This is a genomic window from Acinetobacter entericus (assembly GCF_026168575.1).
Lineage (GTDB): Bacteria > Pseudomonadota > Gammaproteobacteria > Pseudomonadales > Moraxellaceae > Acinetobacter > Acinetobacter bouvetii.
This window is the reverse complement of sequence record NZ_JAPEQW010000006.1, coordinates 120672-143536: the sequence shown is the minus strand read 5'-3', so window position 1 is coordinate 143536 and position 22865 is coordinate 120672. Positions and strand designations below refer to the sequence as shown.

The window sequence follows — 22865 nt, the reverse complement described above, 5'->3', positions numbered from 1 at the left end:
GAGATATGAATACTTTATTGAAGCATGAGCAATTGAATCAGCAGGACTTAGCATTATCTAGTCAAGGACATTCAGTCCTACGTCCGAGTCTTGGTTTAGTTGCAGTTGGTTTCTTGATTGCCGGGGTGTTGTACGCTACAGCAAGTGTCTCCATTGCACAGTTGATTTTTCCAGAGCAAGCCAACGGCAGTGTCATTGAACTGAATGGTAAAGTAGTGGGGTCAAGTTTGGTCGGACAAAACTTTGTTAGTGAACAATATTTCCATGGACGACCAAGTGCGGTAAGTTACAATGTCGATGGCATGGCAGGCAGTAATTTGGCAATCTCTAATCCTGATTTACACAAACAAATTAAAGAGCGAACAGTGCAATTTGCCCAGAATAATCATATTACTGAGCAACACGTGCCGAATGAGATGGCGACGGCATCAGGAAGCGGAATCGACCCAGATATTTCACCTGAAAGTGCTTTATTACAGGTGAAACGCGTGGCACAGCAACGCCATTTACCTGAGCAGCAAGTGCGTGATTTGGTACAACAACAAATTCAGCCTGCACAATTCGGCGTCTATGGGCAAGCGCGAGTGAATGTGTTGCAGTTAAATTTAGCCTTAGATCAATTGTCATCTACACCTCGTTGATAGAGCGTAATTATGCAGATCGACCGTAATAACAAAGCAGATGCATGGTTGGCACATAGTCAACGTGAACAATCTGGACGTTTGACCATTTTCTTAGGTGCAGCACCAGGGGTAGGGAAAACCTATGCCATGCTGACCCGAGCGCATGAATTGACGCAACAAGGGCAGCATGTGATGGTCGGCGTGGTGGAAACTCACGGTCGATCTGACACCGAAGCTTTGATTCAAGGGCTGAATGTGATTCCAAGGAAGTCTGTGGAATATCAGGGGCGAATGTTAGACGAGATGGATCTCGACCAAATTCTTAAATTAAAGCCTCAAATTGTGCTTGTTGATGAACTTGCCCATCGCAATGTACCCAATAGTCGGCATGAATATCGTTGGCAAGATGTCAATGAGTTGTTGGATGCAGGCATTGATGTCTATAGCACCTTAAATATTCAGCATTTGGAAAGCCTCAATGATGTGGTTTTTCAAATTACGGGGATTCGGGTAACTGAAACTGTCCCCGATGCACTACTTAAACGTTTGAAAGATATTCGACTGGTTGATTTACCTGTTCCTGAATTATTAGAACGGATGAATCATGGCAAGATTTATTTCGCCGATGTTGCCTCCCATGCATTACAAGGTTTTTTTAAAGCTGCAAATTTGACAGCATTACGTGATCTGGCAATTCAAACTGTTGCAGGGCAGGTCGATATTGATTATCGAGAAAAATTTGTTGCGCAAGGGCAGATTATTCCGATTCAAAATCATGTGATGTTGGCGATAGATGGTTCTGAGTTTTCAGAAGATTTGGTACGCCGTGCCCATCGGATTGCGGAAAGGCGCAATGCAACGTGGAGCGTTATTTCAATTCAAAAAAGTAAGGTTGAAACGACCCAAGCCTTTGCAGTGACTAAAGCCTTTAATCTAGCGCGTAAGCTCGGTGCAGATACCTATTTGCTGTATAGCAATCATATTGCATCGACCATTTTACAGGCGGCTTATGATTATGGTGCATCTAATATTTTGCTCGGTAAAAGCCCTCAAAAATCGCTATGGCAACGCCTATTTTCAGATCATATTGCCGATCAACTGTTAGAGAAACAGCATCCTTTTGAAATCACCTTTGTTCAGCCTTTGAAAGCCAAAAATAATGAAAAGCGTTTGCAGACAGATGTGGCTCATTCATCTTGGCTAGAACAAGGATTGGCATTTAATCAACGTGAAGTGTTTGAAAGTATTATCATTGTGTTGCTAGGACTGATTGTGGCAGCAATCAGTGATCATTTTATTGGATATAGTGATTTAGCCTTAATTTTTATTGTGACCGTATTACTGGTTGCGATACGCGCCCGCATGTTGATCACGATTATCAGCGTATTCATCTGTTTTCTACTCTACAACTATTTTTTTATCGAACCTCGATTTACCTTTATGATTAGTGCTGAACGAGGCGTGATTACCATCATTACGTTTATTGTCTCAGCCTTACTGGTTGGGCGTTTAGCCAACCAATTACGCGCTCAGGTGCTTAGCCTGCGTGCTGCAAATTCAGTCTCGTTACAATTACAGGAATTAGAGCGCAAGCTATCGACCTGTGTAGATATTGAACAGGTGTTAAATGTCGCCAAACAACATTTGGAAACTTCATTAAATGCCACGGTTTGGTTAAAAGTTGAAAATCAGTCTTTAGGTGATCCATCCGTCTTAAATGAAAAAGATCAAATTGCCGCAGATTGGACGCAGAAGAATGCGAAACCCTGTGGACGCTTTACCAACACACTGACCAATTCTGAATGGTGGTTTATTCCACTGAATTTAGTGAAAGAATATGGGGTGATTGCAATTCGCTTTCATCAAAATGCTCAGACCATCAGTTTTGAATTGCAACGTTTAACTGAGTTGATGATTGAGGATATTGCGCAAACTGTTGCTCGGGTTCAACTGTCTTTACAGTTGGAAAACTCTCGTGTGGTGGCTGAAACGGAAAAGTTGCGTTCAGCTTTGCTTTCTTCGGTATCGCATGATTTACGTTCACCCTTAGCCGCGATGATTGGTTCAGCAGATACGCTTAAATATTATGGTGAACAAATGCCTGAAAGCGATCGGCATGAATTATTAGACACCATTCACATTGAAGGGGAACGACTGGATCGTTATATTCAGAATCTGTTGGATATGACTCGATTAGGTCATCAGGGTTTGACTTTAAGTCGCGACTGGATTGGTGTCGAGGAACTGATCGGTTCTGCGACGCAACGACTGAAACGCTATCAGCCTGAGGTGAAAATCGAGGTTGCTTTGGCGGAAGAACTTCCGCAATTGTATGTGCATCCTGCTTTGATTGAACAAGCCATTTTTAATGTCTTAGAAAATGCCGCCAAGTTCTCACCAGAGAATGTTCCGATTGAAGTGAAGATTCAGCAAGAGGAACAGTTTCTGCAAATTGACATTATCGATCAAGGGATCGGCATTCCTGAACATGAACGCGAGCAAATCTTTGATATGTTTTATACCATGCAGCGCGGCGATCGCGGTAAAACCGGAACAGGTTTAGGGCTGGCGATTGTCAAAGCCATTATTGGCGCACATATGGGCAGTATTGAAGCTTTTGCTGGAACAGGTGGTCAAGGTACTTTAATTCGCATACGATTACCGTTACATCAGGATTAAAATTATTATTTATGCCACAAACAATTTATCCGAATGCATCAATTTTAATTATTGATGATGAACCTCAAATTCGAAAATTTTTAGACATTGCTTTACGTGCGCAAGGTTATCAGGTGCATGTTGCTGAAAATGGCATGAAAGGCTTAGAAATTTTGGCAACACGAGGTGCGGATTTACTGATTTTAGATTTGGGTTTGCCTGATATGGATGGGATGGAGGTTTTACAGGAATTACGCCAGTGGTCAGATATTCCTGTGATTGTGTTATCTGCCCGTCCTGATGAAAATCAAAAAATTAAATTGCTCGATGCAGGCGCGAATGATTATGTGACCAAACCATTTAGCATTCAGGAATTATGCGCTCGTATTCGAGTGATGTTTCGCAATAAACCACAACAGTCTGAACAGAACATTGTATTTGATGATGGTCAATTATCTGTGGATGTGGCTGAGCATGTGGTGACGTTTGCCCAGGAAGAAATTGTCCTCACCAAAAAAGAATTTCAACTATTAGCACTATTGATTCGCCATCAAGGCAAGATTGTCACACAAAAACAAATTATGACTGAGTTATGGGGCATTAGCCATGAAGAAGATACGCATTATCTTAGAATCTTGGTGAAAAAACTCCGCACCAAAATTGGAGATTCTGCGGTCACTCCAAAATATATTTTTACCATTGCAGGCGTGGGGTTGCGTTTTTTGGGTGAATCCTAGCGATTAATTTCAATAGAGCATATGGGACTTAAAAATAGTGTGGGATTGATGCAATGAAATCCCACAACAGAATAGCTTTATTCAATTGATATACCATTAGAAAAAGCTAAAACAAAGCAAGCCGATGGCTGCAGAACCTGCTAGGACATACATGACTTTCAACTCAAAATAGAACAGTCCAATCAGGGCTACAAAGGCAATGAGCGCCGCAACGAAATCAAAGGAACCACCAAATCCTGCCGGCCAAAGCACATGATAGCTAAAAAATAGCGCAAGATTGAGAATCACGCCAACAATCGCAGCCGTAATGGCGGTTAGTGGCGCCGTAAATTTGAGTTCGTTATGTGTCGATTCAATAATCGGTGCGCCTGCTAAAATAAAAATGAAAGAAAATAAAAAGGTAAACCATGTAACGATGATGGCGCCTATTGCTCCAGCTAAAAATAAATGCTCACTTCCTAATAATGCATGATTATATCCGCCTAAGAATCCCACAAATGCCACCACCATAATCAGTGGCCCAGGGGTACTTTCACCCAGTGCAAGACCATCGATCATTTGCGTGGGGCTTAACCAGCTATAATAGTTCACAGCCCCTTGATAAACATAAGGTAAAACGGCGTATGCGCCGCCAAAGGTCAGAAGCGCTGCTTTAGTAAAGAACCACGCCATTTGGGTATAGGCATGATCCCATCCAAGCATTAAGCTTAGACTGATGCTCGGAATCAGCCACAGTAGAGCGCCGAACAGCACAGTACTCCCCAATCGTTTCCAGCTAAAGATCGCATGCGCCGGTGTGGGAGTATCATCGTCAATCAATGCACGCCCATAGTCTTTTTTACTCTGTTGATGCGTGTTTCCATTAGCAAAAAGGCTCGGATATTTTTTACTGGTTAAATAACCAATAATAGCGGCAGAGAAAACGATTAAAGGAAAGGGTAAGCTGAAGAAAAAAATCGCAATAAATGAGAGCGCGGCAATCAGCCACAAAAAATTATTCTTGAGTGATCGGCTGCCGATTCGGTGAGTTGCATGAAAAACAATGGCAACCACGGCAGGCTTAATACCATAGAACAGTCCAGCGATGATGGGGACATCACCAAATTTGACATAGACCCATGAAAGGCCGATTAAAATAAACAGGGAGGGCAAGACAAAAAGAATTCCTGCAACTAATCCGCCAGCGGTTCTGTGCATTAACCAGCCGATATAGGTCGCTAATTGCTGTGCTTCAGGTCCGGGCAGCAACATGCAGTAGTTCAGCGCATGCAAAAAACGTTTCTCGGAAATCCAGCGCTTCTGTTCAACCAGTTCTTGATGCATGACCGCGATTTGACCAGCGGGCCCGCCAAAACTAATAAATCCTAATTTAAGCCAAAACAGAAAGGCCTGCCAAAACGAAACAGTTTTTATTTCTGCTTCTGGGGGGATTAGTTCTTGCGCCATGATTATTCTCTAGAGAGGTTGGCATAAAGGCCATCAAAAATGTGGTTGGATAATTCAAATAATTGGTCATCATTGCTTATTTGGCTTCGGAGGCCCTGAATGACTTTCTCAATACCGATGGCTTCAGGCGGCTCAATCCCACCGACATCAAGGTAGTGAACAATTTCAGCAACCTTTTTGAGTGCTGGTGTTTCTAAATTAAAACTATGTAAAAGAACTTCAAAAGTGACCCAGTGATTCACGTGGCTGAACCTCGCGCCATCAAAATCGAAACCTAAGGCTTCTTCGGGGCAATCATCGGGAGTTTCTAACCAAATAAAGGTGGGTGTGGCATCGATAAAAGTCTTAATCAGCCATGCGGAGGCTAGCCGATCAATCCAAGGTCTTTTTCGCGTTGCCCAAATTTGGTTTTGATAATCTGTTTTGTCTAAAAGTTGAATATGAGTTTGTATTGCTTGGGGTTCGTTAGCTTCATCGAGTCGGGCAATAGAACGTTCCAATAATGAAAGTTCGTTGAGCACTTGTGCCTGAGTTTCATTAGGGTAATAGTCAATATCTACAAGCGCATTGATACTTTTTCGGAGTTTACGAACTTGCTTGAGCAGTTCTTTCTTTTCATCTTTAGTCTGGCGGTCTCTTAATGCTGTGAGCTGTTTATAGAGAGTGTCATATTCTTCTTTTCGGCTGAAAATAGTCGAAAGATCAAGATTTGAAAGGGACTCTGTATGGAAGATATAAGCAGTTCCTTGCTCTGAAACAATATCGTGAGTGATAGGGTCAAATTTCTCGCGATGAGCAATTGGGAGTACATAGACCCCATCTCTAAGGGTTGCAGCACCGCTTGCCTTAAGAGATCGCCATACCCTCATGCGCGCTGTGGTGCTTTGTGTCGGAAGTGATGAGATGAGCAAAGATATTTTCATGTTATATAATCAACATATTTTGTTAAGTATATTTTGTTTTTATAGTCAGTAGATCATATTTTCTGCAAAGAATATATGCAAAATAGATATGAACCTAATCGTTAACAAAGCTTATTTCTGATTTATTTTAGAAACGGAGATGAGCAATCGATTTGAAAACTTTGAGAATAATTTAAAGATCGCTGTATCTAAGCTTATTGTATGGCAAGAGTTGTGACCTAATGATGTCAAATGGTCATTTTATTTCATCCGAATAAAATTGTCGTGAATAGACTCTTTTCTATTTCTTAAGTGTTGTATGCGGTTAAGGGAGCAGGTTTACTGGACTCACTCAAAATATAATGTCTATTCTCTGTTTATATTTAATTTAGAGTGTTAAAGACTAAAATCCACCATAATAAAATGGTACGCCCTGCGGGACTCGAACCCACGTCGGTCGCTTAGGAGGCAACTGCTCTATCCAGTTAAGCTAAGGGCGCGTAAAACGCAGTTAATTTACTCCAATTTTTAACAAAAAAAAAGTTATTGCCGAAACAATAACTTTTTAAATGCTTAAGAAAATTACACTTTTCTATAAAGTATTTTGAATAGAATAAACATGAGCGTAATCCAAACTGGAATCATGATCACGGCGCCGCTTAAACCTTGCGTCCACATGATGTAGAGCACAATCGCAATGAAGGCAAGAACAAGGTAATTGCTGAATGGCGACCAAAGCGCAGGGAATTGCGATACCTTTGCTTCTGCTTTCATTGCTTTAATGAACTTAAGGTGCGTTAAGCTGATCATTGCCCAGTTTAAGACTAAAGCGCCAACCACGATATAAATCAGATTGCTTAAAGCATCTTCCGGTGCGAAGTAGTTTAATAATACACAGCCAAAAATAAGCAAGGCAGAGAACAGCACGGCAGGAATTGGCACACCTTGCTTATTGGTCTGCGTAAAGATTTTCGGCGCATTGCCTTGCTGCGCTAGACCAAACAGCATGCGGCTGTTGGCATACATGCCGCTGTTATAAACAGAAAGCGCAGCCGTTAAAATAATAAAGTTAAGCAAATGCGCTGCCCAGCCAATACCCAGCTGGCTGAAGATCATCACAAATGGGCTTTTGTCTAAACCACCCAGTTGCAGTTCGTTCCATGGCACAAGCGACAGTAAAATCGTCATTGAACCGACATAGAAAACCAGAATACGCAAAACGACTTGGTTAATGGCTTTTGGAATGGTCTTTTGTGGATCTTTGGCTTCAGCTGCCGCCATGCCAATCAGCTCAATACCGCCAAAAGCGAACATGAGGAAGGCCAGCATGTAAAATAAACCTTCAAAGCCGTGCGGGAAGAAGCCGCCATGCGTCCAAAGATTGCTGAAAGATGCGGTGGAATCCGGGCCTGCTGTAACCAGTAAGTAAATACCGAATACAATCATCGCGACAACAGCAGTGACTTTAACAATAGAGAGCCAGAATTCAGATTCGCCATAAAATTTTACGTTGCCAAGGTTCACTAAGGTGATAATGACAAAGAAGGTCAGCACCGATGCCCAGGCAGGGATGTGAGGCCACCAATAGTTGATGTATTTCGCGACGGCAGTCAGTTCAGTCATGGCAACGAGGACATATAAAATCCAATAGTTCCAGCCTGCAAGAAAACCGGCGAATTTGCCCCAGTATTTGTTCGCAAAATGACTGAATGAGCCTGCTACAGGCTCTTCAACAATCATTTCCCCAAGTTGGCGCATAATTAAAAAAGCAATTAATCCGCCAATCGCATAACCCAAAATAATGGATGGACCGGCAGATTCAATCACGTGTGCGGAACCTAAAAATAAGCCAGTACCAATTGCACCACCCATGGCAATCAATTGAATATGACGGTTTTTTAAGCCACGCTGAAGTTGAGACGACTCTTTATTCAAGTTATTTCAGCCCGACAATGAATATGTGATTTGGATTGTAATAGATCAAGAAGAAATAGCCTAGTAGCTCAAAAAATATGAAAAAAAGTTATATGTTTTATTAAATTTTTTTTAATAAAATTAATCATTAAACAATAAATGAATCAATAGATTAATTTTATTTTATTTATGAAAGATGAATCTGTGTTGCTGGAGGAAATCTGACAGATGCCGTTTTTTTATACTTAAGTCCTGTAGCTAATATATTTTCAGTAAAAGCCGCTATGATAATGCGTGATCAATATCGGATTGGTATTGTGCAATACAATGATAAATAAGGATTCAAAATATGCCGTTTGCTCCCCAAATTAAAATTCCAGCAACTTATATGCGTGGCGGCACCAGTAAGGGTGTATTTTTTAAGCGCAGTGATTTGCCGGAGGCCGCGCAGCAGGCAGGCGCTATTCGTGATCAGCTGCTGCTTCGTGTCATTGGCAGTCCAGATCCTTATGGCAAGCAAATTGACGGCATGGGCGGCGCAACATCCAGCACCAGTAAAACAGTTATTTTAGATAAAAGTGCGCAGCCGCATCATGATGTGGATTATTTATTTGGGCAGGTGTCCATTGACAGCGCTTTTGTAGACTGGAGCGGCAATTGCGGCAACCTAACTGCTGCTGTAGGCGCTTTTGCAATTTCAAATGGTTTAGTGGCTGCGGAAAAAATACCGGAAAATGGCATTTGCACGGTGCATATTTGGCAGGCCAATATTCAAAAAACCATTATTGCGCATGTGCCAATTACTCAGGGGCAGGTGCAGGAAACGGGCGATTTTGAACTGGATGGCGTCACTTTTCCTGCGGCAGAAGTGCAGATTGAATTTTTAGATCCAGCAGATGACGGTGAAGACGGCGGCGCGATGTTCCCGACAGGCAATATTGTTGATACTTTGCTTGTACCGGAGGTTGGCGAGTTTCAAGCGACCTTCATTAATGCTGGCATTCCAACAGTTTTTTTAAATGCAGCAGATATCGGTTATGAAGGCACTGAACTGCAGGATGCAATTAACGGTGATGCAGCCGCCTTGGCGCGTTTTGAGAAAATCCGCGCGTATGGCGCCAAGCAAATGGGTCTAATTCAAGATATTGCTGAAGCGGAAAAACGCCAGCATACGCCAAAAATTGCCTTCGTCTCTGAGCCGAAAAGCTATGTATCTTCCAGCGGAAAAGCCATTGGCGAGCAGGATACAGATCTTCTGGTACGCGCATTGTCGATGGGCAAATTGCATCATGCGATGATGGGGACTGCCGCTGTCGCAATTGGCACAGCCGCGGCGATTCCCGGCACTTTGGTGAATTTAGCCGCTGGCGGCGGCGAGCGGGAAGCTGTACGTTTTGGCCATCCGTCCGGAACTTTGCGTGTTGGCGCGCAAGCCGTACAGGAAAATGGACAATGGGCTGTGAAGAAAGCGGTAATGAGCCGCAGCGCGCGCGTGCTGATGGAGGGCTGGGTGCGCATTCCGCAAGATGCCTTGAAATAATCATCGATTGATATCGCGTGATTGCACATTGAATTAATTAAAAATATTTTAAAGCTCCTGAACAGGGGCTTTATTTTTGAGATCAGTTTAAGAACGTTCTATGAGCTGTTACGCAGAGCGCTGAATTCATCGTTTCAACAGTATAGATATAATAACAATCAGCATCGAATCACCCGCTGCAGCCTTTCACCTCCAGATCAGCTTCACGACTTCAGAGTAATTTTCGGTTCGTTTAGCAGAAAGAGCATCGATTATAGATTTAAGTTTTAAGAATTCAGTTTCGTGATAGAGAAAACAAGGCAAAAGCAGTATGATGCAACAAGACAGAAACTGATGCAGGCCAAATTTTTAAGGCCCTATGCAGCGCCAGTTTGTCATACCGCTTAGATAAAAAAATTGAGGTGAACGTGTCGTCTTTAACTGATGTGCAGGCTCATGCACTGACAGAAGCACAGAACCGCATTCAGCAGGATTTACTGACTGCGCTGGATGCCTTTGCAATTCCAGAACCGTTAAAAGGCGCAGTGCACCATGCCGTTATGCTGGGCGGCAAGCGGGTGCGTCCAGCGCTTTGCTATGCAGCCGGCGCATTAAAGCAAAATCCGAATGCCGCTGCGGTGCGCCGCGCAGCGGTTGCCATAGAGTTTATTCACTGCTATTCATTGGCGCATGACGATTTGCCCTGCATGGACAATGATCTGCTGCGCCGCGGCCAGCCGACATGCCACGTGGCTTTTGGCGAGGACACGGCGCTATTGGCTGGAGATATTCTGCAGTCGATGGCTTTTGAAATTTTAGGCAGCCGCTTGTTTGATCAGGGGCCAGCCGTTGAAGCGTCTATTGTGCTGAAACAAATGCAGATTCTAGCGACAGCGTCTTCAAAAATGGTGAATGGCCAAGTTCTGGATTTGCAGGCTGAAGGTAAACAGATTACCCAGGATGCATTAGAAAACATTCACCGCAATAAAACTGGGGCGCTGATTACGGCAGCCGTGATGATGGCTGCGGTAACGCTGTTTGAAGGGACTGATCAGGCGATTCCGAAACTGCGAGAGTATGGGCAGGCGATTGGGCTGGCTTTCCAAGTTCAGGATGATATTTTGGATATTGTTTCCGAGACTGAAGTTCTGGGAAAAACGGCTGGCAAAGACCAGCAGGTTGAGAAATCAACTTATCCCGCCTTGATGGGGCTGGAGCAAGCCAAGGCTTATGCTCAGGATTTGCACAATCAGGCGATAGGCGCATTGGCATATTTTGGTGATCAAGCTGAGCAATTAAGCCAAATCACCCAATTTCTGCTGTCGCGGAAAAGCTGATCCCAGTTGAGATCAAAGAATGAAAACAAAAAAGGAGAACACGCTGTTCTCCTTTTTTTGTTCAATACGCTTATAAGCTTTCTTTGTAAATCCGTTCCGCTTCTTCAAAACGCTCGGTAATGTCTTTACCAGGCGCTTTGCCCATTAAGCTGACCGCAATAATGGCGATGAATGAGCAGATAAAGCCAGGAATAATTTCATAAACACCGGTATCGCCCCAAACATTCTTCCATAAAATCACCATGACTGCGCCAACGACCATGCCGGCTAAAGCGCCATTTAAGGTCATGCGTTTCCAGAACAGCGAAAGAATAATCAATGGGCCAAATGCCGCGCCAAAACCGGCCCATGCATAAGCCACTAAGCCTAAAACTTTAGATTCAGGATTGCCTGCCATCCAAATGGCCAGCAAGGCAATCAAGAGCACCATCAGGCGGCCGACCCACACCAATTCTTTCTGTGAAGCATGCTTACGCAGGAAAGATTTATAGAAATCTTCTGTCAAGGTGCTTGAGCACACTAAAAGCTGACAGCTTAAAGTACTCATGACTGCAGCCAAAATAGCCGCCAGTACAATGCCGGCAATCCACGGATTAAACAGGATTTTGGTCAGTTCCATAAACACGGTTTCAGGGTTCGCATTTACTGCGCCCGCCAGTTCCGGATGCTGCTGGAAGTAGGCGATGCCGAAGAAACCCGCTGCGACTGCGCCGCCTAGGCAGAGAGTCATCCACGTCATGCCGATGCGGCGTGCCTTGGGAATGGACTTCACCGAATCCGCGGCCATGAAACGGACAAGAATATGCGGCTGACCGAAATAGCCCAAGCCCCATGCCATGAGTGACATAATGGTAACAATGCTTAAATTGCCGATGATATCGGTGGCTTGCGGACGGGCGGCTTCAAGCGCCAAAGTCACCTGGCTCATGTCTGAGAAAGACATGAGCGCAACAATCGGGGTCAGCAGCAAGGCGAAAATCATTAAGCCTGCCTGAATGGTATCTGTCCAGCTGACAGCAAGAAAGCCGCCGATAAACACATAGCTGATGGTTGCAATCGCGCTGATCCACAGCGCGGTGCTGTAGGACATGTCAAACATGCTTTCGAACAGGCGTGCGCCGGCAACCATGCCGGAAGCGCAGTAAATAGCAAAGAACACCAAGATGACAATTGCTGAAACGATGCGTAAAACTTTTTTCTGGTCGTTAAAGCGGTTGGAGAAATAATCAGGCAGGGTTAAGGCATTGTGCTGCACTTCAGTATGCACGCGCAGCCGTCCGGCAACGAGCAGCCAGTTCAGCCATGCGCCAATAATTAAACCGATGGCAATCCACATTTCAGATAAGCCTGAAAGGTAAATGGCGCCCGGCAGGCCCATCAGCAGCCAGCCGCTCATGTCAGATGCGCCTGCAGAAAGGGCGGTAACAAAACTTCCTAGACGGCGGCCCCCTAAAATGTAATCGGAAAAATTGCTTGTTGCCCGGTATGCCATCAAGCCAATCACGATCATGGCGGCAATATAAAAAAGAAAGGTGATTAAGGTTGGATTCAGGGAGCTCATACAATATCCATTTTCGAGTTGGACAGCAGATCGAAATATGAATTGACAGCAAAGGGAGAGCCAATTGAAGGCAAAATAACTGCCATCAATTCAAGAGATTTCAAAAATTAACGCGAAATTTAACCATAGATAAACAAATTTTGCTGGCTTTTATCAGCTTAAATAAAAATAGACAGCAAAAAAGCTGTCTATTGTTTTGAAAAGCATGATGAATTAGTTATTTCGGCCCATCACGCCGCGAATAGTATTCATAATGTCTGCAGGTAAAACCACTGTTTTAGCATTATTGGATTTCGACATATCCTGCATGGCTTTGACGTACTGCTCTCCTAGAAGGTAAGCGACCGGAATTTCTTTGTCGCCTACTGCCGAGGTCACCATTTCAATGGCTTTTTGCGAGGCTTCCGCCAAGACCACCTGCGCTTCTGCATCGCGGCGTGATGCTTCCAAGCGGCCGTCTGCTTCTAAAATGGCGGCTTGTTTTTCACCATCCGCTTTGGTGACCGTTGCGCGGCGCTGACGTTCAGCCGCTGCCTGTTCTTCCATTGCGGACTGCATGGTGCTGGATGGTTTAATATCTTGAATTTCTACGGTTTTTAAAGTAATTCCCCAATCCGAGATATCATCGGAAATACTGGCTTTCAATCGGGCTTTGATATGATCGCGCGATGAAAGCGCATCATCTAAATCCATTTCACCGACAATGGAACGCAAGGCTGTCTGCACGAGGTTCTGAATCGCCCATGTGTAGTTTTCGATTCCGTACACAGCTTTTTCAGGCGTGGTCAGATTGATGTAGGCCACAGCATTCATTAATAAAACAGCATTGTCGCGGGTGATGACTTCCTGAGATGGAATATCCAGCACAATGTCTTTGGTGGTGACTTTGTAAGAGACTTCATCGACATAGGGAATGACAAAGTTCAAGCCCGGACTGAGGGTAGTGTGGTATTTGCCTAAACGTTGAACAATCCATTTATAGCCTTGCGGCACAATGCGCACACCTTTAAAAATGGTGACGGCAACAAAGGCCAGCAGGGCAAATATAACAATCGTAGCTGCGCTCATTTATTTACTCACTTTTTCGTTGTCAGTTTGATTGTGCAATTGCACAACGAAGTCATTGCCTAAAATGTCGACGACTCGGACACGGTCACCCACTTGAACTGGAGATAAACTGCGGCAGTTCCATTCATCTGAGCCCAAGACCGGCATTGGAAAGCGCACCTTGATTTGCTCATGCTCTAAATTGGTTTGAATCACCATGCCGACTTGGCCAATTGTGGCTTCGCGGGGCAAACCGGCTTTGGTTCTGTCTGTCGATAGGGGTTTAATGAATTTGAACCATGCGATAGTGCATAGCACAGACAGAATGATCCAGGTCACAAACTGGGTAGTGGTGCCCATCATTGGAAAAAGAAAATATAAAACGCCAACCATGATGGCGCCAATGCCAAACCACAGCGCCGCAAATGCAGGCAGCAGCAGTTCTGACAGAATCAGCAAAACGCCTAAAACAAACCAGTGCCAAGGTTCTAAAACAAATTCCATACATCTGCCCGTGTATTGCCGTAATTGATATAGATGACCAAGCATCTATATCAATGTAGCAGATGAATAAGTTTTTGAATATTTAAAAAAATACTAAATTTTAAATTTAGAAGCCGGCGCAGGCTTGAGTGCCGCTGGAGAAGCCTTAAAATCTGCAATGGCTTTTTGGATGGATCTGATTTTCAGCTGAGCGGCTTTTTCACCTTCTAAAATGGTTTCATTGCTGGCTTTTAAATCCAGTGTGCCAATGTGGCCGACTTTGGGCTGAATCACAATATTCGCGCGGTCCAATTCTTCATTAATGCTTTGCTGGCCCATAATATTCAGGGTTTGATCCAGCACGCCAAGCATATTCAGCGCCTTGCTTCCGTCTGGGCGGGCAGAAATATCGACGGCAATGACGATGTCGGCGCCCATATCTTTTGCTGTTTTGACAGGAATAGGGCTGACCAAGCCGCCATCAACATATTTTAAACCGCCTATCGTGGCAGGAACAAAGACATTGGGAATACTGCAGGAGGCGCGCACGGCTTGTCCTGCATTGCCTTTCATAAAATCGGCTTTTCGGCCGTTGTCTAAGCGGGTAGCTACAGCGGCAAAACGGATTGGAAATTTTTCGATTGGCTTATGGCCAACGTTTTTATTGACATAGTCTTGCAGTTTTTGACCTAAAATTACCCCTTGGCGGTTTAAGGTAAGGTCACGGATATCGGACTCTTTGAAGCTAAGAGCAATTTGCTGCATCTGATACGGTGTCTTGCCGCTGGCGTACAGGCTGCCGACAAAACTGCCGGCGCTGGTGCCAGTGACGATTTTTGGCTTAATGCCGTGCGATTCCAAAACTTTTAAAACGCCGATATGGGCAAAGCCTTTGGCGCCGCCGCCGCCAAGCGCAATGGCAATCACGGGTTCACGGGCTTTAATCGGCGTGGTTTTGACGGGGGTGTTCACAGCTTTGTCACAGCCTGCAAGGCCAAGGCCCAACAGCCCAATCAAAGAGTAATGCAATAATCTCATAAAATTAAAACTGATTAAGTTCTGTTCAAATAGGCGCACATCTCAGCAAAAAAATGCAGATATAGCTAGTGTTTTTTCCATTGCTTTTGTAACGGCTTGGCCAGCCAATCTGGATTTTTAGGGGAAAACTTGCCTACATAGCGCTGCAGAATCTGCTCTAAATCCTGTTCAAAATGGCCTGTCGGCTCAAAAACGCCTAAGCAATGAATCGTTTTATTTTCATAATCAAAGGAGAACATCACAATCGGAATATGGGCCTCATAGGCAATATAATAAAAGCCGCTTTTGATTTTATCGGCTTCTTTACGGGTGCCTTCTGGCGCCATGCCCACCCAGATCCGGTCTTTTGCGTGAATAATCTCGGCAATCTGTTTGGTCAGGCCCTGCTGACTGGCACGGTTGACAGGAATTACGCCAATCCATTCCAGCAGCGGCTTTAAAGGGGTTTTAAACAAGGTGTGCTTGCCAAAGATGGTGATTTGAATGCCCAGCCCGAGCAAGGCGGTAAAGCCATGCCATGCATCTATATTGGAGGTATGCGGCGAAATAATGGCGACCGCTTTAGGCAAATTGGGAAATTCGCCTTCAAAGCTCCAGCCTTGAGCCAAAAAAATTTGCCTGAACATCCGTTTGGTTAATGCAGAACCGCGTGCAGGCACTTGGTCTGGCAATGCTGGAAAATACTGGGTCATTGTTTTTATCATTGATATCTATTTATTTAAATTATCATAGGCTGTTGATCTTGGGACTGCATTGGCAAGATTGTGCAGTCTGACCAATGGCCCTGATCAGCTGTGTCACGTGCTGAAGTAGTCTCTGCCGATGCTTTCCAAAACCGCAAGGAAATTTCATGCTTCAAATGCGCAATGTCTATCTGCTGCTGTTTTCACTGTATTGGGCGCAGGGTTTGCCTGTAGGCTTTATGACGCATGCGCTGCCAGTGATTTTAAGAGCGCAAGGGGTATCTTTGGCGCATATTGGCGGTTTTGGCCTGCTGATGCTGCCGTGGTCAATCAAGATTTTCTGGGCGCCTTGGGTCGACCGCATTGGCAGCACGAAGCAGGGCCATTACCGGTCATGGATTATTCCAGCACAGCTGCTGACAGTATTTGTGCTCATCGTACTGTCTTTTTTACCCATTCAGGCCTTAAATCAGCCGCTGTATCTGCTGGCATTTTTCGCGGTTTTGCTGAGCATGAATTTGATTGGGGCAACACAGGATGTTGCGACAGACGGCCTGGCTGTCAATATCTTGAAAGGCGAACAGCAGCATTGGGGCAATACGTTTCAGGTGGTGGGATCCCGACTTGGCTTCATTGTTGGCGGCGGGGCGATTTTATGGGCCTTAGACTGGCTGCAGTGGCAGCCCACATTTTTAATTTTGGCTGGCTTGGTGCTGATCAATACTTGGCCTGTTTTGATGTATGAGGAAGCGCCGCGCACGAGTGCAATTGCGCATGATGCGTCCGCATTAATTGATGCTAAACAGCCGGCTCCATTACAACAAAAGTGGGCGGAGATCCGGCATTATCTGGCTTATTTCGTTGAAAGCGCTGAGCTGAGGCGATGGCTGTGGGTGCTGATCACTTTCAAAGCAGCTGATGGTTTGGCCGGACCCATTTTAAAGCCGCTGATGGTGGATATAGGGCTGAGTTTCAGCCAAATAGGCGTTTATGTCAGCATGCTGGGGGCCGCTGCTGCGCTTGCAGGCGCCGGTTTGGCAGGCATTGCTTTAAAGTATTGCTCGCGTTTTCAGGCGCTGCTGATTTTTTCCATATTTAAAGTATGCAGTTTAGCGGCTTATGCATGGCTGGCTTGGCAATATGATGCGCAGCAATGGGTGCCGCCGCAGGTCATTTATGTCATTAATGCATTGGAAGATATGGTGTCTGCCATGCTTCTGGTGGTGATGCTGACGGTGGTCATGCAATATAGCCGCAGGCATTTTGCTGCTACAGATTTTACCTTTCAGGTGTCACTGCTGGCGACCGTCAGCGGCGTGCTCTACAGTTTAAGCGGTATTGCGGCAGATGCTTTGGGGTATAGTAATTATTTGATTATTATTACGCTGGTTGCTGCGGTGTGCTTAATTCCGATGTATCGCTGGGGCGCTGTATTTTTAAAACACGTGAATTGACAGAGCCGGCAGAATAGCCAAAGATAGCTGAGTATATTTTGCGCATATTTCAATATGGATATTGAACCGGTATTTATCGCGTTAGGCTTTTTTGCATTTTGCGGCGGATTGATTGATGCCGCCGTGGGCGGCGGAGGGCTGGTTCAATTGCCGGCATTGATGTATGCCTTGCCTCAATACAGCCTTGCGACAGTGTTCGGCACCAATAAACTGGCGGTTTTAGCTGGAACCTTTTCATCGTTCTTCAGCTATATGCAGAGGATAAAAGTTGTTTGGGCGCTGCTGCTGCCGACTATGCTGGCTGCCTTTATCTTTGCATTCTTTGGCGCAATGTCTGTGGCTTATATTCCAAAGGCTTTGATGCAATATGCGGTGTTTTTTCTGCTGATTGTGATGGCTGTTTACACCTTTATAAAAAAGGATTTGGGCAAGCTGCACACGCAAATTCAGTGCGGAAAAAAGCAAATTATGCTGGGCATTGGCTTTGGCGCGCTGATTGGTTTTTATGACGGTGTATTTGGCCCCGGCAGCGGCAGTTTTCTGCTTTTCTTGTTTGTGAAAGTATTTGGATTTGATTTTTTGAATGCTTCTGCATCGGCCAAGCTGGTCAATTTAGGCACATTCAGCGCATCCCTCTTGTTCTTTATTCCTTCTGGACATGTACTTTGGATGATCGGCAGCATGGTGGCGCTATGCAATATTGCTGGTTCTATCAGCGGTACCTTTTTGGCGCTGCGTTACGGCAGCGGTTTTATCCGGATTTTTTTCTTTATTCTGCTATTGTTCTTAATTGGCCGAATGGGACTGGAAATTTTTGCAGGCTAAATCTGCTGATGAATGCGCGCAAGCCTGATATCGGCGTTCAATTGAAAAGAGTGAAAAAAAGCATTCCATCGGTGCATGCGCGCGTCAAAGGCTGGCCTGAAACACAATTAAGCCAGTTTTAAGTTTGGACATTTACCTTAAGAGCATCCATGAAAGCCCATGATGAATTTAGATGCTGACACAGTTAACGAACTTGAAAAACAAAATTCCGCCAATCTCTTTAGGCTGGTTTAATTTTTTTGTAGCGCTATGGCTTGGCTTGGCGCTCAATGTGGTTTTTTATCAAAAAATTCAAGCGCTCACGCCCTATCAAGGGATGAAGGCGCAGCTCTTTATTGCGGCTACGGTTGCAGTGGTCATTGCACTGTATAATGCGCTGCTTCAGCTGCTGCAGTGGCGCTGGAATGCCAAGATTCTGGCTTTCATTTGGGTTTTTATTGGCGGCTTCAGCGCATATTTTGTGGCGAGTCTGGGCGTGGTCATTTCTCCTGACCAAATTCAAAATGCGATGCAAACAGATCCCAATGAGCTAAAAGATTTAGCCTCTGTCCATCTGCTGTCTTGGACTGTGCTGATGGTGATTTTGCCGATCGCTGTTTTTTCGCAAATCAAAATTCAAAAAGAGCAAATATCAAAGGTGCTGCTGAAAAAAGCGCTCAGCATTGTTGCGTCATTTGCAGTCATTGGCGGGCTGCTGTTCGTTTTTTATGTTGATTACGCCGCCATTTTTCGTGAGCACCGGGATTTGAAAGGCATGCTGTCACCGCAAAATGCCATTGCATCAGGCTTGTCATATTACCGTCATCAGGCGCCAAAAGAAAACCTGCCTTTGGTTGCTTACGGCACAGATGCGCACCGCAATGTGCCTGCATCGCATGGCGGCAAGCCTAAGCTGATGGTGCTGGTTGTCGGTGAAACGGCGCGGGCTGAAAGCTTTTCCTTAAACGGCTACGCGAAAAATACCAATCCTCAGCTCTCTCAATTAGACATCATTAATTTCAGTCAGGTCAGCTCTTGCGGCACTGCAACGGCGGTCTCTGTCCCGTGCATGTTCTCTGGCATGCCGCGCAAAGACTATGATGAGCAGCTGGCCAGCCATCGTGAAGGGCTCTTGGATATTGCTAAGCGCGCAGGCTATAAAGTGGCTTGGCTGGACAATAACTCAGGCTGTAAAGGGACATGCAACCGCATTGAGCAAGTGCAGTTCAGCCCCGAATTAAAGAAAAAATGGTGCAGCGATGCCCAAGGGGAATGCCGAGACGAAATTCTGGCAGACGGTTTAAAGCAGTATATTGATGCCATTCCAGCGAATGACTTGACGCCGCGCCTGATTGTGCTGCACCAAATGGGCAGTCATGGGCCCGCGTATTATGCCCGCACCACCGCGCAGCATCAGCCATTTAAGCCGACTTGCGACACCAATGCCATTCAGGGCTGCACGCAGGAGGCTTTAATCAATACATATGACAACTCGATTGTGTATACGGACTATGTGCTGAGCAAAATTATCGGCACATTGCAGGACAGCCAAAAATACCAAACAGGGTTCTGGTATTTGTCAGACCATGGTGAATCAACCGGTGAACATGGCATGTATCTGCATGGCGCACCGTATGCTATTGCCCCTGAACAGCAAACGCATGTGCCGATGCTGATGTGGTTTTCGGCAGACTGGAAAACGAAAAATGCACAGCAAATTGCTTGCCTCAGCGCGCAAAAAAGCAAAGAATTAAGCCAAGACAATTTATTTCCGAGCTTGTTGAGCCTGCTGGATGTGCAAAGCAACGTCATTGACGAAAAAAATAACATGCTGCAGCACTGCGCGCCGGCTGCTTAAGAGAGTACTGAACTGATGAGCAAGATACTAATCATTGAAGATGACTTTATGATTGCTGAATCGACTCAGACCCTGCTGCAATATCAAGGTTTTGAGGTGATTTGGGTGAATAACGGCATTGATGGCCTTAAAAAAATCCAGCAGGAGCAGGTCGATGCTGTATTGCTGGATTTAGGCCTGCCAATGATGGATGGCATGCAGGTGCTGAAGCAGATCCGGCAAATCCACCCGGCACTGCCTGTATTGATCATCTCGGCGCGCGACCAGCTGCAGCAGCGGGTGGATGGCCTGAATCAAGGGGCCGACGACTATCTGATCAAGCCATACGAATTTGATGAGTTGCTGGCGCGCCTGCATGCACTGCTGCGCCGCAGCGGAAAAGTACAGCTGCAAAACAGCCAGTCAATTTTAAGCTACGGCGATTTGATCTTGGATATTGAACAGCATTTGGCCAAATTTAAAGGCGAATATATTGATCTCTCGAATCGGGAGTGGGCAATCCTAATTCCCTTAGTCACGCATCCGAATAAAATCTTTTCCAAAACCAATTTGGAAGATAAGCTTTATGACTTTGACAGTGAAATCAGCAGCAATACAATCGAAGTCTATGTGCATCATTTGCGTAACAAGCTGGGTAAAGATTTCATCCGGACAATCCGCGGCTTGGGTTACCGTCTGGGGCAGCTTTAAACCTTTAGGATCTCTCAAAACATGGCGCTGCTGACAGGCAATTCGTTAAAGCGGAAGCTGATTCTGTATACTTCATTTTTCAGTGTGGTTCTAGGCTGCCTGCTGATGGTGTCTGCGTACAAAATTTCATTGGAAGAGACCAAAGAAATTTTGGATGCGCAGATGAAAAATTTGGCAGAGCGGGTTGCTGCGCATTCGCCAGAATTGATGCAGAGTCAGTTTGATCCCGAAAAGCATTATCATGAAGAAGATTTATTTGTAGATGTGTGGCCTTATTCGCAGCAGTCGCACCAGTATCATGAATTCAATTTGCTGATTCAGCCTATTCAAAAAGCCGGCTTTTATACTCATAAAACCTCCCATGGCACATGGCGCACATATGTTCTGCCTCTAAAAGACTATCAGGTTCAGGTCAGCCAGCAGCAGTCTGTGCGTCAAAATCTGGCGATTGAACTTGCGGGCAGCATGTTTGTTCCATATCTACTGTTTATGCCTTTCATGCTTTGGGGGTTAGGCTGGATGATCAGCCGGATTTTACAGCCGCTGGATGACTTTAAAGCAGAGTTAACGCAGCGCGATTCCAAAGCATTGAACCCGATTCAATCGCAGCATTATCCTATTGAAATTGCGCCCACCATTGAAGAAATGAACGCTCTGTTTGAGCGCATCTCATTGGCGCAGCAGGAACAGCGCCAATTTATTGCCGATGCCGCGCATGAGCTGCGTACGCCAATCACAGCTTTAACATTGCAAGTTAAAGTGCTGCTGCAGGAATTTCCAGAACATAAAGCATTAAATAATTTAGCTTTAGGCTTAATCCGCATGCAGCATTTGGTTGCGCAGCTGCTGAGTTTGGCAAAACAGGATGCGTCTTTGCCTGAACTGGAAAACAAGCATCTATTTTATTTAAATGAAACCGCGGTGCATTGCGTTGAAGCTCTGATGCATTTGGCTATGCAGAAAGATATTGATCTGGGCATGGAGCGCAATGAAGCGCTCATGGTTAATATGCAAGAAACGGCGGTGCATTCAGTGATTTATAATTTAATTGATAACGCCATTAAATATACACCAGAGCATGGCGTGATTAATGTGTCTGTCTTTCAGCAAGATGGCATGGCTATCCTGCAGATAGAGGACAGCGGGCCGGGGATTGATCCCGCCCTGCATGCGCAAATTTTAAAGCGGTTTTACCGCGTGCATCATCATCAGGAAGTGGGCAGCGGACTGGGGCTTTCAATTGTCGATAAAGCCGTAGAGCGTTTGAATGGCCGTTTAAGTTTTGGCAGCAGCGCCAGTTTGGGCGGTTTGCAAGTCAATGTGCAGCTGCCCAAAGCCTAATATTTAATCAAGGATCAGGGCAGAGGCGTATGAGCCTCTGCTCCGCCGCTCAAGTGAATGACCGGCTGAGCCTGCAGCGCGATGCGCTTATAGAAAATGCCGTAAATAATGACATTGACCAGCCACACCACCCATGCCGTCCATAGATTATGGCTGAGGAAATGCGCGCCGCGCATCATTTGCGCCCAGCCCATGGCAAAACCTAAAATAAATCCAGAAAATAAAAAGAAATAGGCGCGTTTGGGATTGGAGAGCCGATAGACAAAATATCCTGTCATAAAAGCAAAGCCAGTAGAAGCGTGCCCGCCAGGAAAGCAGTGTCCGTTTTCATTTTTAAGCACCCAAAGAAATCCGTGCGGCAAAGCAGCGGTCATCGACCAAGGGCAGGCATGCGCAGACTGAGACTTTAAAATACCAACGACAGCCGTGCACAGCATGGCCGCCCAAAAGAAATAGCCTAATTCAAATCGTTGAGGCTTTAAGGGGGCAAATTTAAAGGAGGCCAGCCATTGCAGAAGGATCACCACATAGGCGGCAATCAGCACATTTTTGACCCAGCTGTGATTCAATACGGCCAAGGCCCAATCATAGCGCAGCGGGAATTCACCGGCTTCACTCATCCATGGTTCAATCAGGCTTAAGTCCAGCGCGCCGCCGACAGGAAAAAACACCCAAAGTATGGAGCTGCAGCAGAGCAGCAGGCTGGCTTGAATAAAAATAAAACGCTGTTGATCAGTCATGTAACGTATATGAATTTTAAGGATGCTTCA

General features: G+C 45.3%; 19 protein-coding genes and 1 tRNA gene. 10 read left to right on the top strand and 10 right to left on the bottom strand.

What is annotated here, in order from left to right; all coding sequences use genetic code 11:
* The first annotated feature begins 5 nt into the window (after positions 1-5).
* From kdpC to OKC24_RS06955, 3 genes are read left to right on the top strand one after another with little or no spacing between them, the layout of a single operon-like run.
* On the top strand, positions 6-641 hold the full coding sequence (kdpC, locus tag OKC24_RS06965) for a potassium-transporting ATPase subunit KdpC (RefSeq protein ID WP_130146537.1): 636 nt from the start codon (positions 6-8) through the stop codon (positions 639-641).
* Positions 642-653: 12 nt separating this feature from the next.
* Positions 654-3302 (top strand): ATP-binding protein, encoded by a 2649-nt coding sequence (locus tag OKC24_RS06960; RefSeq protein ID WP_130146535.1) that lies wholly within the window; start codon positions 654-656, stop codon positions 3300-3302.
* A gap of 11 nt (positions 3303-3313) precedes the next feature.
* A complete protein-coding gene (locus tag OKC24_RS06955; RefSeq protein WP_265464902.1) occupies positions 3314-4018 on the top strand; it encodes a response regulator in 705 nt (234 codons plus the stop codon).
* 96 nt (positions 4019-4114) lie between these two features.
* On the opposite strand, the gene chrA is transcribed toward OKC24_RS06955, so the two are convergent.
* The 4 genes from chrA to OKC24_RS06935 form a co-directional block, all read right to left on the bottom strand.
* Positions 4115-5464, bottom strand: a complete 1350-nt coding sequence (chrA, locus tag OKC24_RS06950) for a chromate efflux transporter (protein ID WP_130146531.1) — start codon at positions 5462-5464, stop codon at positions 4115-4117.
* A 2-nt stretch (positions 5465-5466) separates the two neighbouring features.
* The gene (locus OKC24_RS06945) at positions 5467-6387 is read right to left on the bottom strand and encodes a chromate resistance protein ChrB domain-containing protein (protein WP_130146529.1); all 921 of its coding nucleotides are present in this window, start codon (positions 6385-6387) and stop codon (positions 5467-5469) included.
* A gap of 403 nt (positions 6388-6790) precedes the next feature.
* Positions 6791-6866: transfer RNA gene (locus OKC24_RS06940), tRNA-Arg, on the bottom strand.
* Between the two features lie 82 nt (positions 6867-6948).
* Positions 6949-8301 carry an amino acid permease gene (locus OKC24_RS06935; protein WP_130146527.1) on the bottom strand — a complete coding sequence of 451 codons (1353 nt, stop codon included), beginning with the start codon at positions 8299-8301 and terminating at the stop codon, positions 6949-6951.
* Positions 8302-8629: 328 nt separating this feature from the next.
* On the opposite strand from OKC24_RS06935, the gene prpF reads away from it, so the two are divergent.
* Positions 8630-9820 carry a 2-methylaconitate cis-trans isomerase PrpF gene (prpF, locus tag OKC24_RS06930; RefSeq protein ID WP_265464901.1) on the top strand — a complete coding sequence of 397 codons (1191 nt, stop codon included), beginning with the start codon at positions 8630-8632 and terminating at the stop codon, positions 9818-9820.
* Positions 9821-10227: 407 nt separating this feature from the next.
* Positions 10228-11136: a polyprenyl synthetase family protein gene (locus OKC24_RS06925; RefSeq protein ID WP_265464900.1), complete on the top strand. Its 909-nt coding sequence runs from the start codon at positions 10228-10230 to the stop codon at positions 11134-11136.
* 70 nt (positions 11137-11206) lie between these two features.
* On the opposite strand, the gene putP is transcribed toward OKC24_RS06925, so the two are convergent.
* The 5 genes from putP to OKC24_RS06900 form a co-directional block, all read right to left on the bottom strand.
* Entirely contained in the window at positions 11207-12697 is a 1491-nt protein-coding gene (putP, locus tag OKC24_RS06920; RefSeq protein WP_265464899.1) for a sodium/proline symporter PutP, read from the bottom strand.
* A 213-nt stretch (positions 12698-12910) separates the two neighbouring features.
* Entirely contained in the window at positions 12911-13765 is an 855-nt protein-coding gene (locus tag OKC24_RS06915) for an SPFH domain-containing protein (RefSeq protein ID WP_130146519.1), read from the bottom strand.
* Positions 13766-14248, bottom strand: a complete 483-nt coding sequence (locus OKC24_RS06910; protein WP_265464898.1) for an NfeD family protein — start codon at positions 14246-14248, stop codon at positions 13766-13768.
* Between the two features lie 93 nt (positions 14249-14341).
* A complete protein-coding gene (locus tag OKC24_RS06905) occupies positions 14342-15265 on the bottom strand; it encodes a patatin-like phospholipase family protein (RefSeq protein ID WP_130146515.1) in 924 nt (307 codons plus the stop codon).
* A gap of 65 nt (positions 15266-15330) precedes the next feature.
* Positions 15331-15957 carry a 1-acyl-sn-glycerol-3-phosphate acyltransferase gene (locus OKC24_RS06900; RefSeq protein ID WP_131276356.1) on the bottom strand — a complete coding sequence of 209 codons (627 nt, stop codon included), beginning with the start codon at positions 15955-15957 and terminating at the stop codon, positions 15331-15333.
* A 167-nt stretch (positions 15958-16124) separates the two neighbouring features.
* Between OKC24_RS06900 and OKC24_RS06895 the strand changes: the two genes are divergently transcribed.
* The 5 genes from OKC24_RS06895 (at position 16125) to OKC24_RS06875 (ending at position 22095) form a co-directional block, all read left to right on the top strand.
* Entirely contained in the window at positions 16125-17402 is a 1278-nt protein-coding gene (locus OKC24_RS06895) for an MFS transporter (RefSeq protein WP_131276418.1), read from the top strand.
* Between the two features lie 54 nt (positions 17403-17456).
* Entirely contained in the window at positions 17457-18227 is a 771-nt protein-coding gene (locus tag OKC24_RS06890) for a sulfite exporter TauE/SafE family protein (protein WP_131276355.1), read from the top strand.
* Between the two features lie 172 nt (positions 18228-18399).
* The gene (locus OKC24_RS06885; RefSeq protein WP_131276354.1) at positions 18400-20064 is read left to right on the top strand and encodes a phosphoethanolamine transferase; all 1665 of its coding nucleotides are present in this window, start codon (positions 18400-18402) and stop codon (positions 20062-20064) included.
* Between the two features lie 15 nt (positions 20065-20079).
* Positions 20080-20754: a response regulator transcription factor gene (locus OKC24_RS06880; protein WP_005011581.1), complete on the top strand. Its 675-nt coding sequence runs from the start codon at positions 20080-20082 to the stop codon at positions 20752-20754.
* Positions 20755-20775: 21 nt separating this feature from the next.
* Complete coding sequence (locus OKC24_RS06875; RefSeq protein WP_130146507.1) at positions 20776-22095, top strand: sensor histidine kinase; 1320 nt, start codon at positions 20776-20778, stop codon at positions 22093-22095.
* A 14-nt stretch (positions 22096-22109) separates the two neighbouring features.
* Here OKC24_RS06875 and OKC24_RS06870 read toward each other — a convergent pair whose 3' ends face one another.
* Complete coding sequence (locus tag OKC24_RS06870; RefSeq protein WP_131276353.1) at positions 22110-22835, bottom strand: phosphatase PAP2 family protein; 726 nt, start codon at positions 22833-22835, stop codon at positions 22110-22112.
* Between the last annotated feature and the right edge of the window lie 30 nt (positions 22836-22865).

Bases quoted from the DNA above. Each gene is read 5' to 3' on its own strand.
- OKC24_RS06890 (WP_131276355.1), top strand. From the start codon at position 17,457: ATGGATATTGAACCGGTATTTATCGCGTTAGGCTTTTTTGCATTTTGC.
- OKC24_RS06875 (WP_130146507.1), top strand. From the start codon at position 20,776: ATGGCGCTGCTGACAGGCAATTCGTTAAAGCGGAAGCTGATTCTGTAT.
- OKC24_RS06915 (WP_130146519.1), bottom strand. From the start codon at position 13,765: ATGAGCGCAGCTACGATTGTTATATTTGCCCTGCTGGCCTTTGTTGCC.
- OKC24_RS06960 (WP_130146535.1), top strand. From the start codon at position 654: ATGCAGATCGACCGTAATAACAAAGCAGATGCATGGTTGGCACATAGT.
- OKC24_RS06910 (WP_265464898.1), bottom strand. From the start codon at position 14,248: ATGGAATTTGTTTTAGAACCTTGGCACTGGTTTGTTTTAGGCGTTTTG.
- OKC24_RS06955 (WP_265464902.1), top strand. From the start codon at position 3,314: ATGCCACAAACAATTTATCCGAATGCATCAATTTTAATTATTGATGAT.
- OKC24_RS06945 (WP_130146529.1), bottom strand. From the start codon at position 6,387: ATGAAAATATCTTTGCTCATCTCATCACTTCCGACACAAAGCACCACA.
- OKC24_RS06880 (WP_005011581.1), top strand. From the start codon at position 20,080: ATGAGCAAGATACTAATCATTGAAGATGACTTTATGATTGCTGAATCG.
- kdpC (WP_130146537.1), top strand. From the start codon at position 6: ATGAATACTTTATTGAAGCATGAGCAATTGAATCAGCAGGACTTAGCA.
- OKC24_RS06900 (WP_131276356.1), bottom strand. From the start codon at position 15,957: ATGACCCAGTATTTTCCAGCATTGCCAGACCAAGTGCCTGCACGCGGT.
- chrA (WP_130146531.1), bottom strand. From the start codon at position 5,464: ATGGCGCAAGAACTAATCCCCCCAGAAGCAGAAATAAAAACTGTTTCG.
- OKC24_RS06895 (WP_131276418.1), top strand. From the start codon at position 16,125: ATGCGCAATGTCTATCTGCTGCTGTTTTCACTGTATTGGGCGCAGGGT.
- putP (WP_265464899.1), bottom strand. From the start codon at position 12,697: ATGAGCTCCCTGAATCCAACCTTAATCACCTTTCTTTTTTATATTGCC.
- OKC24_RS06870 (WP_131276353.1), bottom strand. From the start codon at position 22,835: ATGACTGATCAACAGCGTTTTATTTTTATTCAAGCCAGCCTGCTGCTC.
- OKC24_RS06905 (WP_130146515.1), bottom strand. From the start codon at position 15,265: ATGAGATTATTGCATTACTCTTTGATTGGGCTGTTGGGCCTTGGCCTT.
- prpF (WP_265464901.1), top strand. From the start codon at position 8,630: ATGCCGTTTGCTCCCCAAATTAAAATTCCAGCAACTTATATGCGTGGC.
- OKC24_RS06885 (WP_131276354.1), top strand. From the start codon at position 18,400: ATGCTGACACAGTTAACGAACTTGAAAAACAAAATTCCGCCAATCTCT.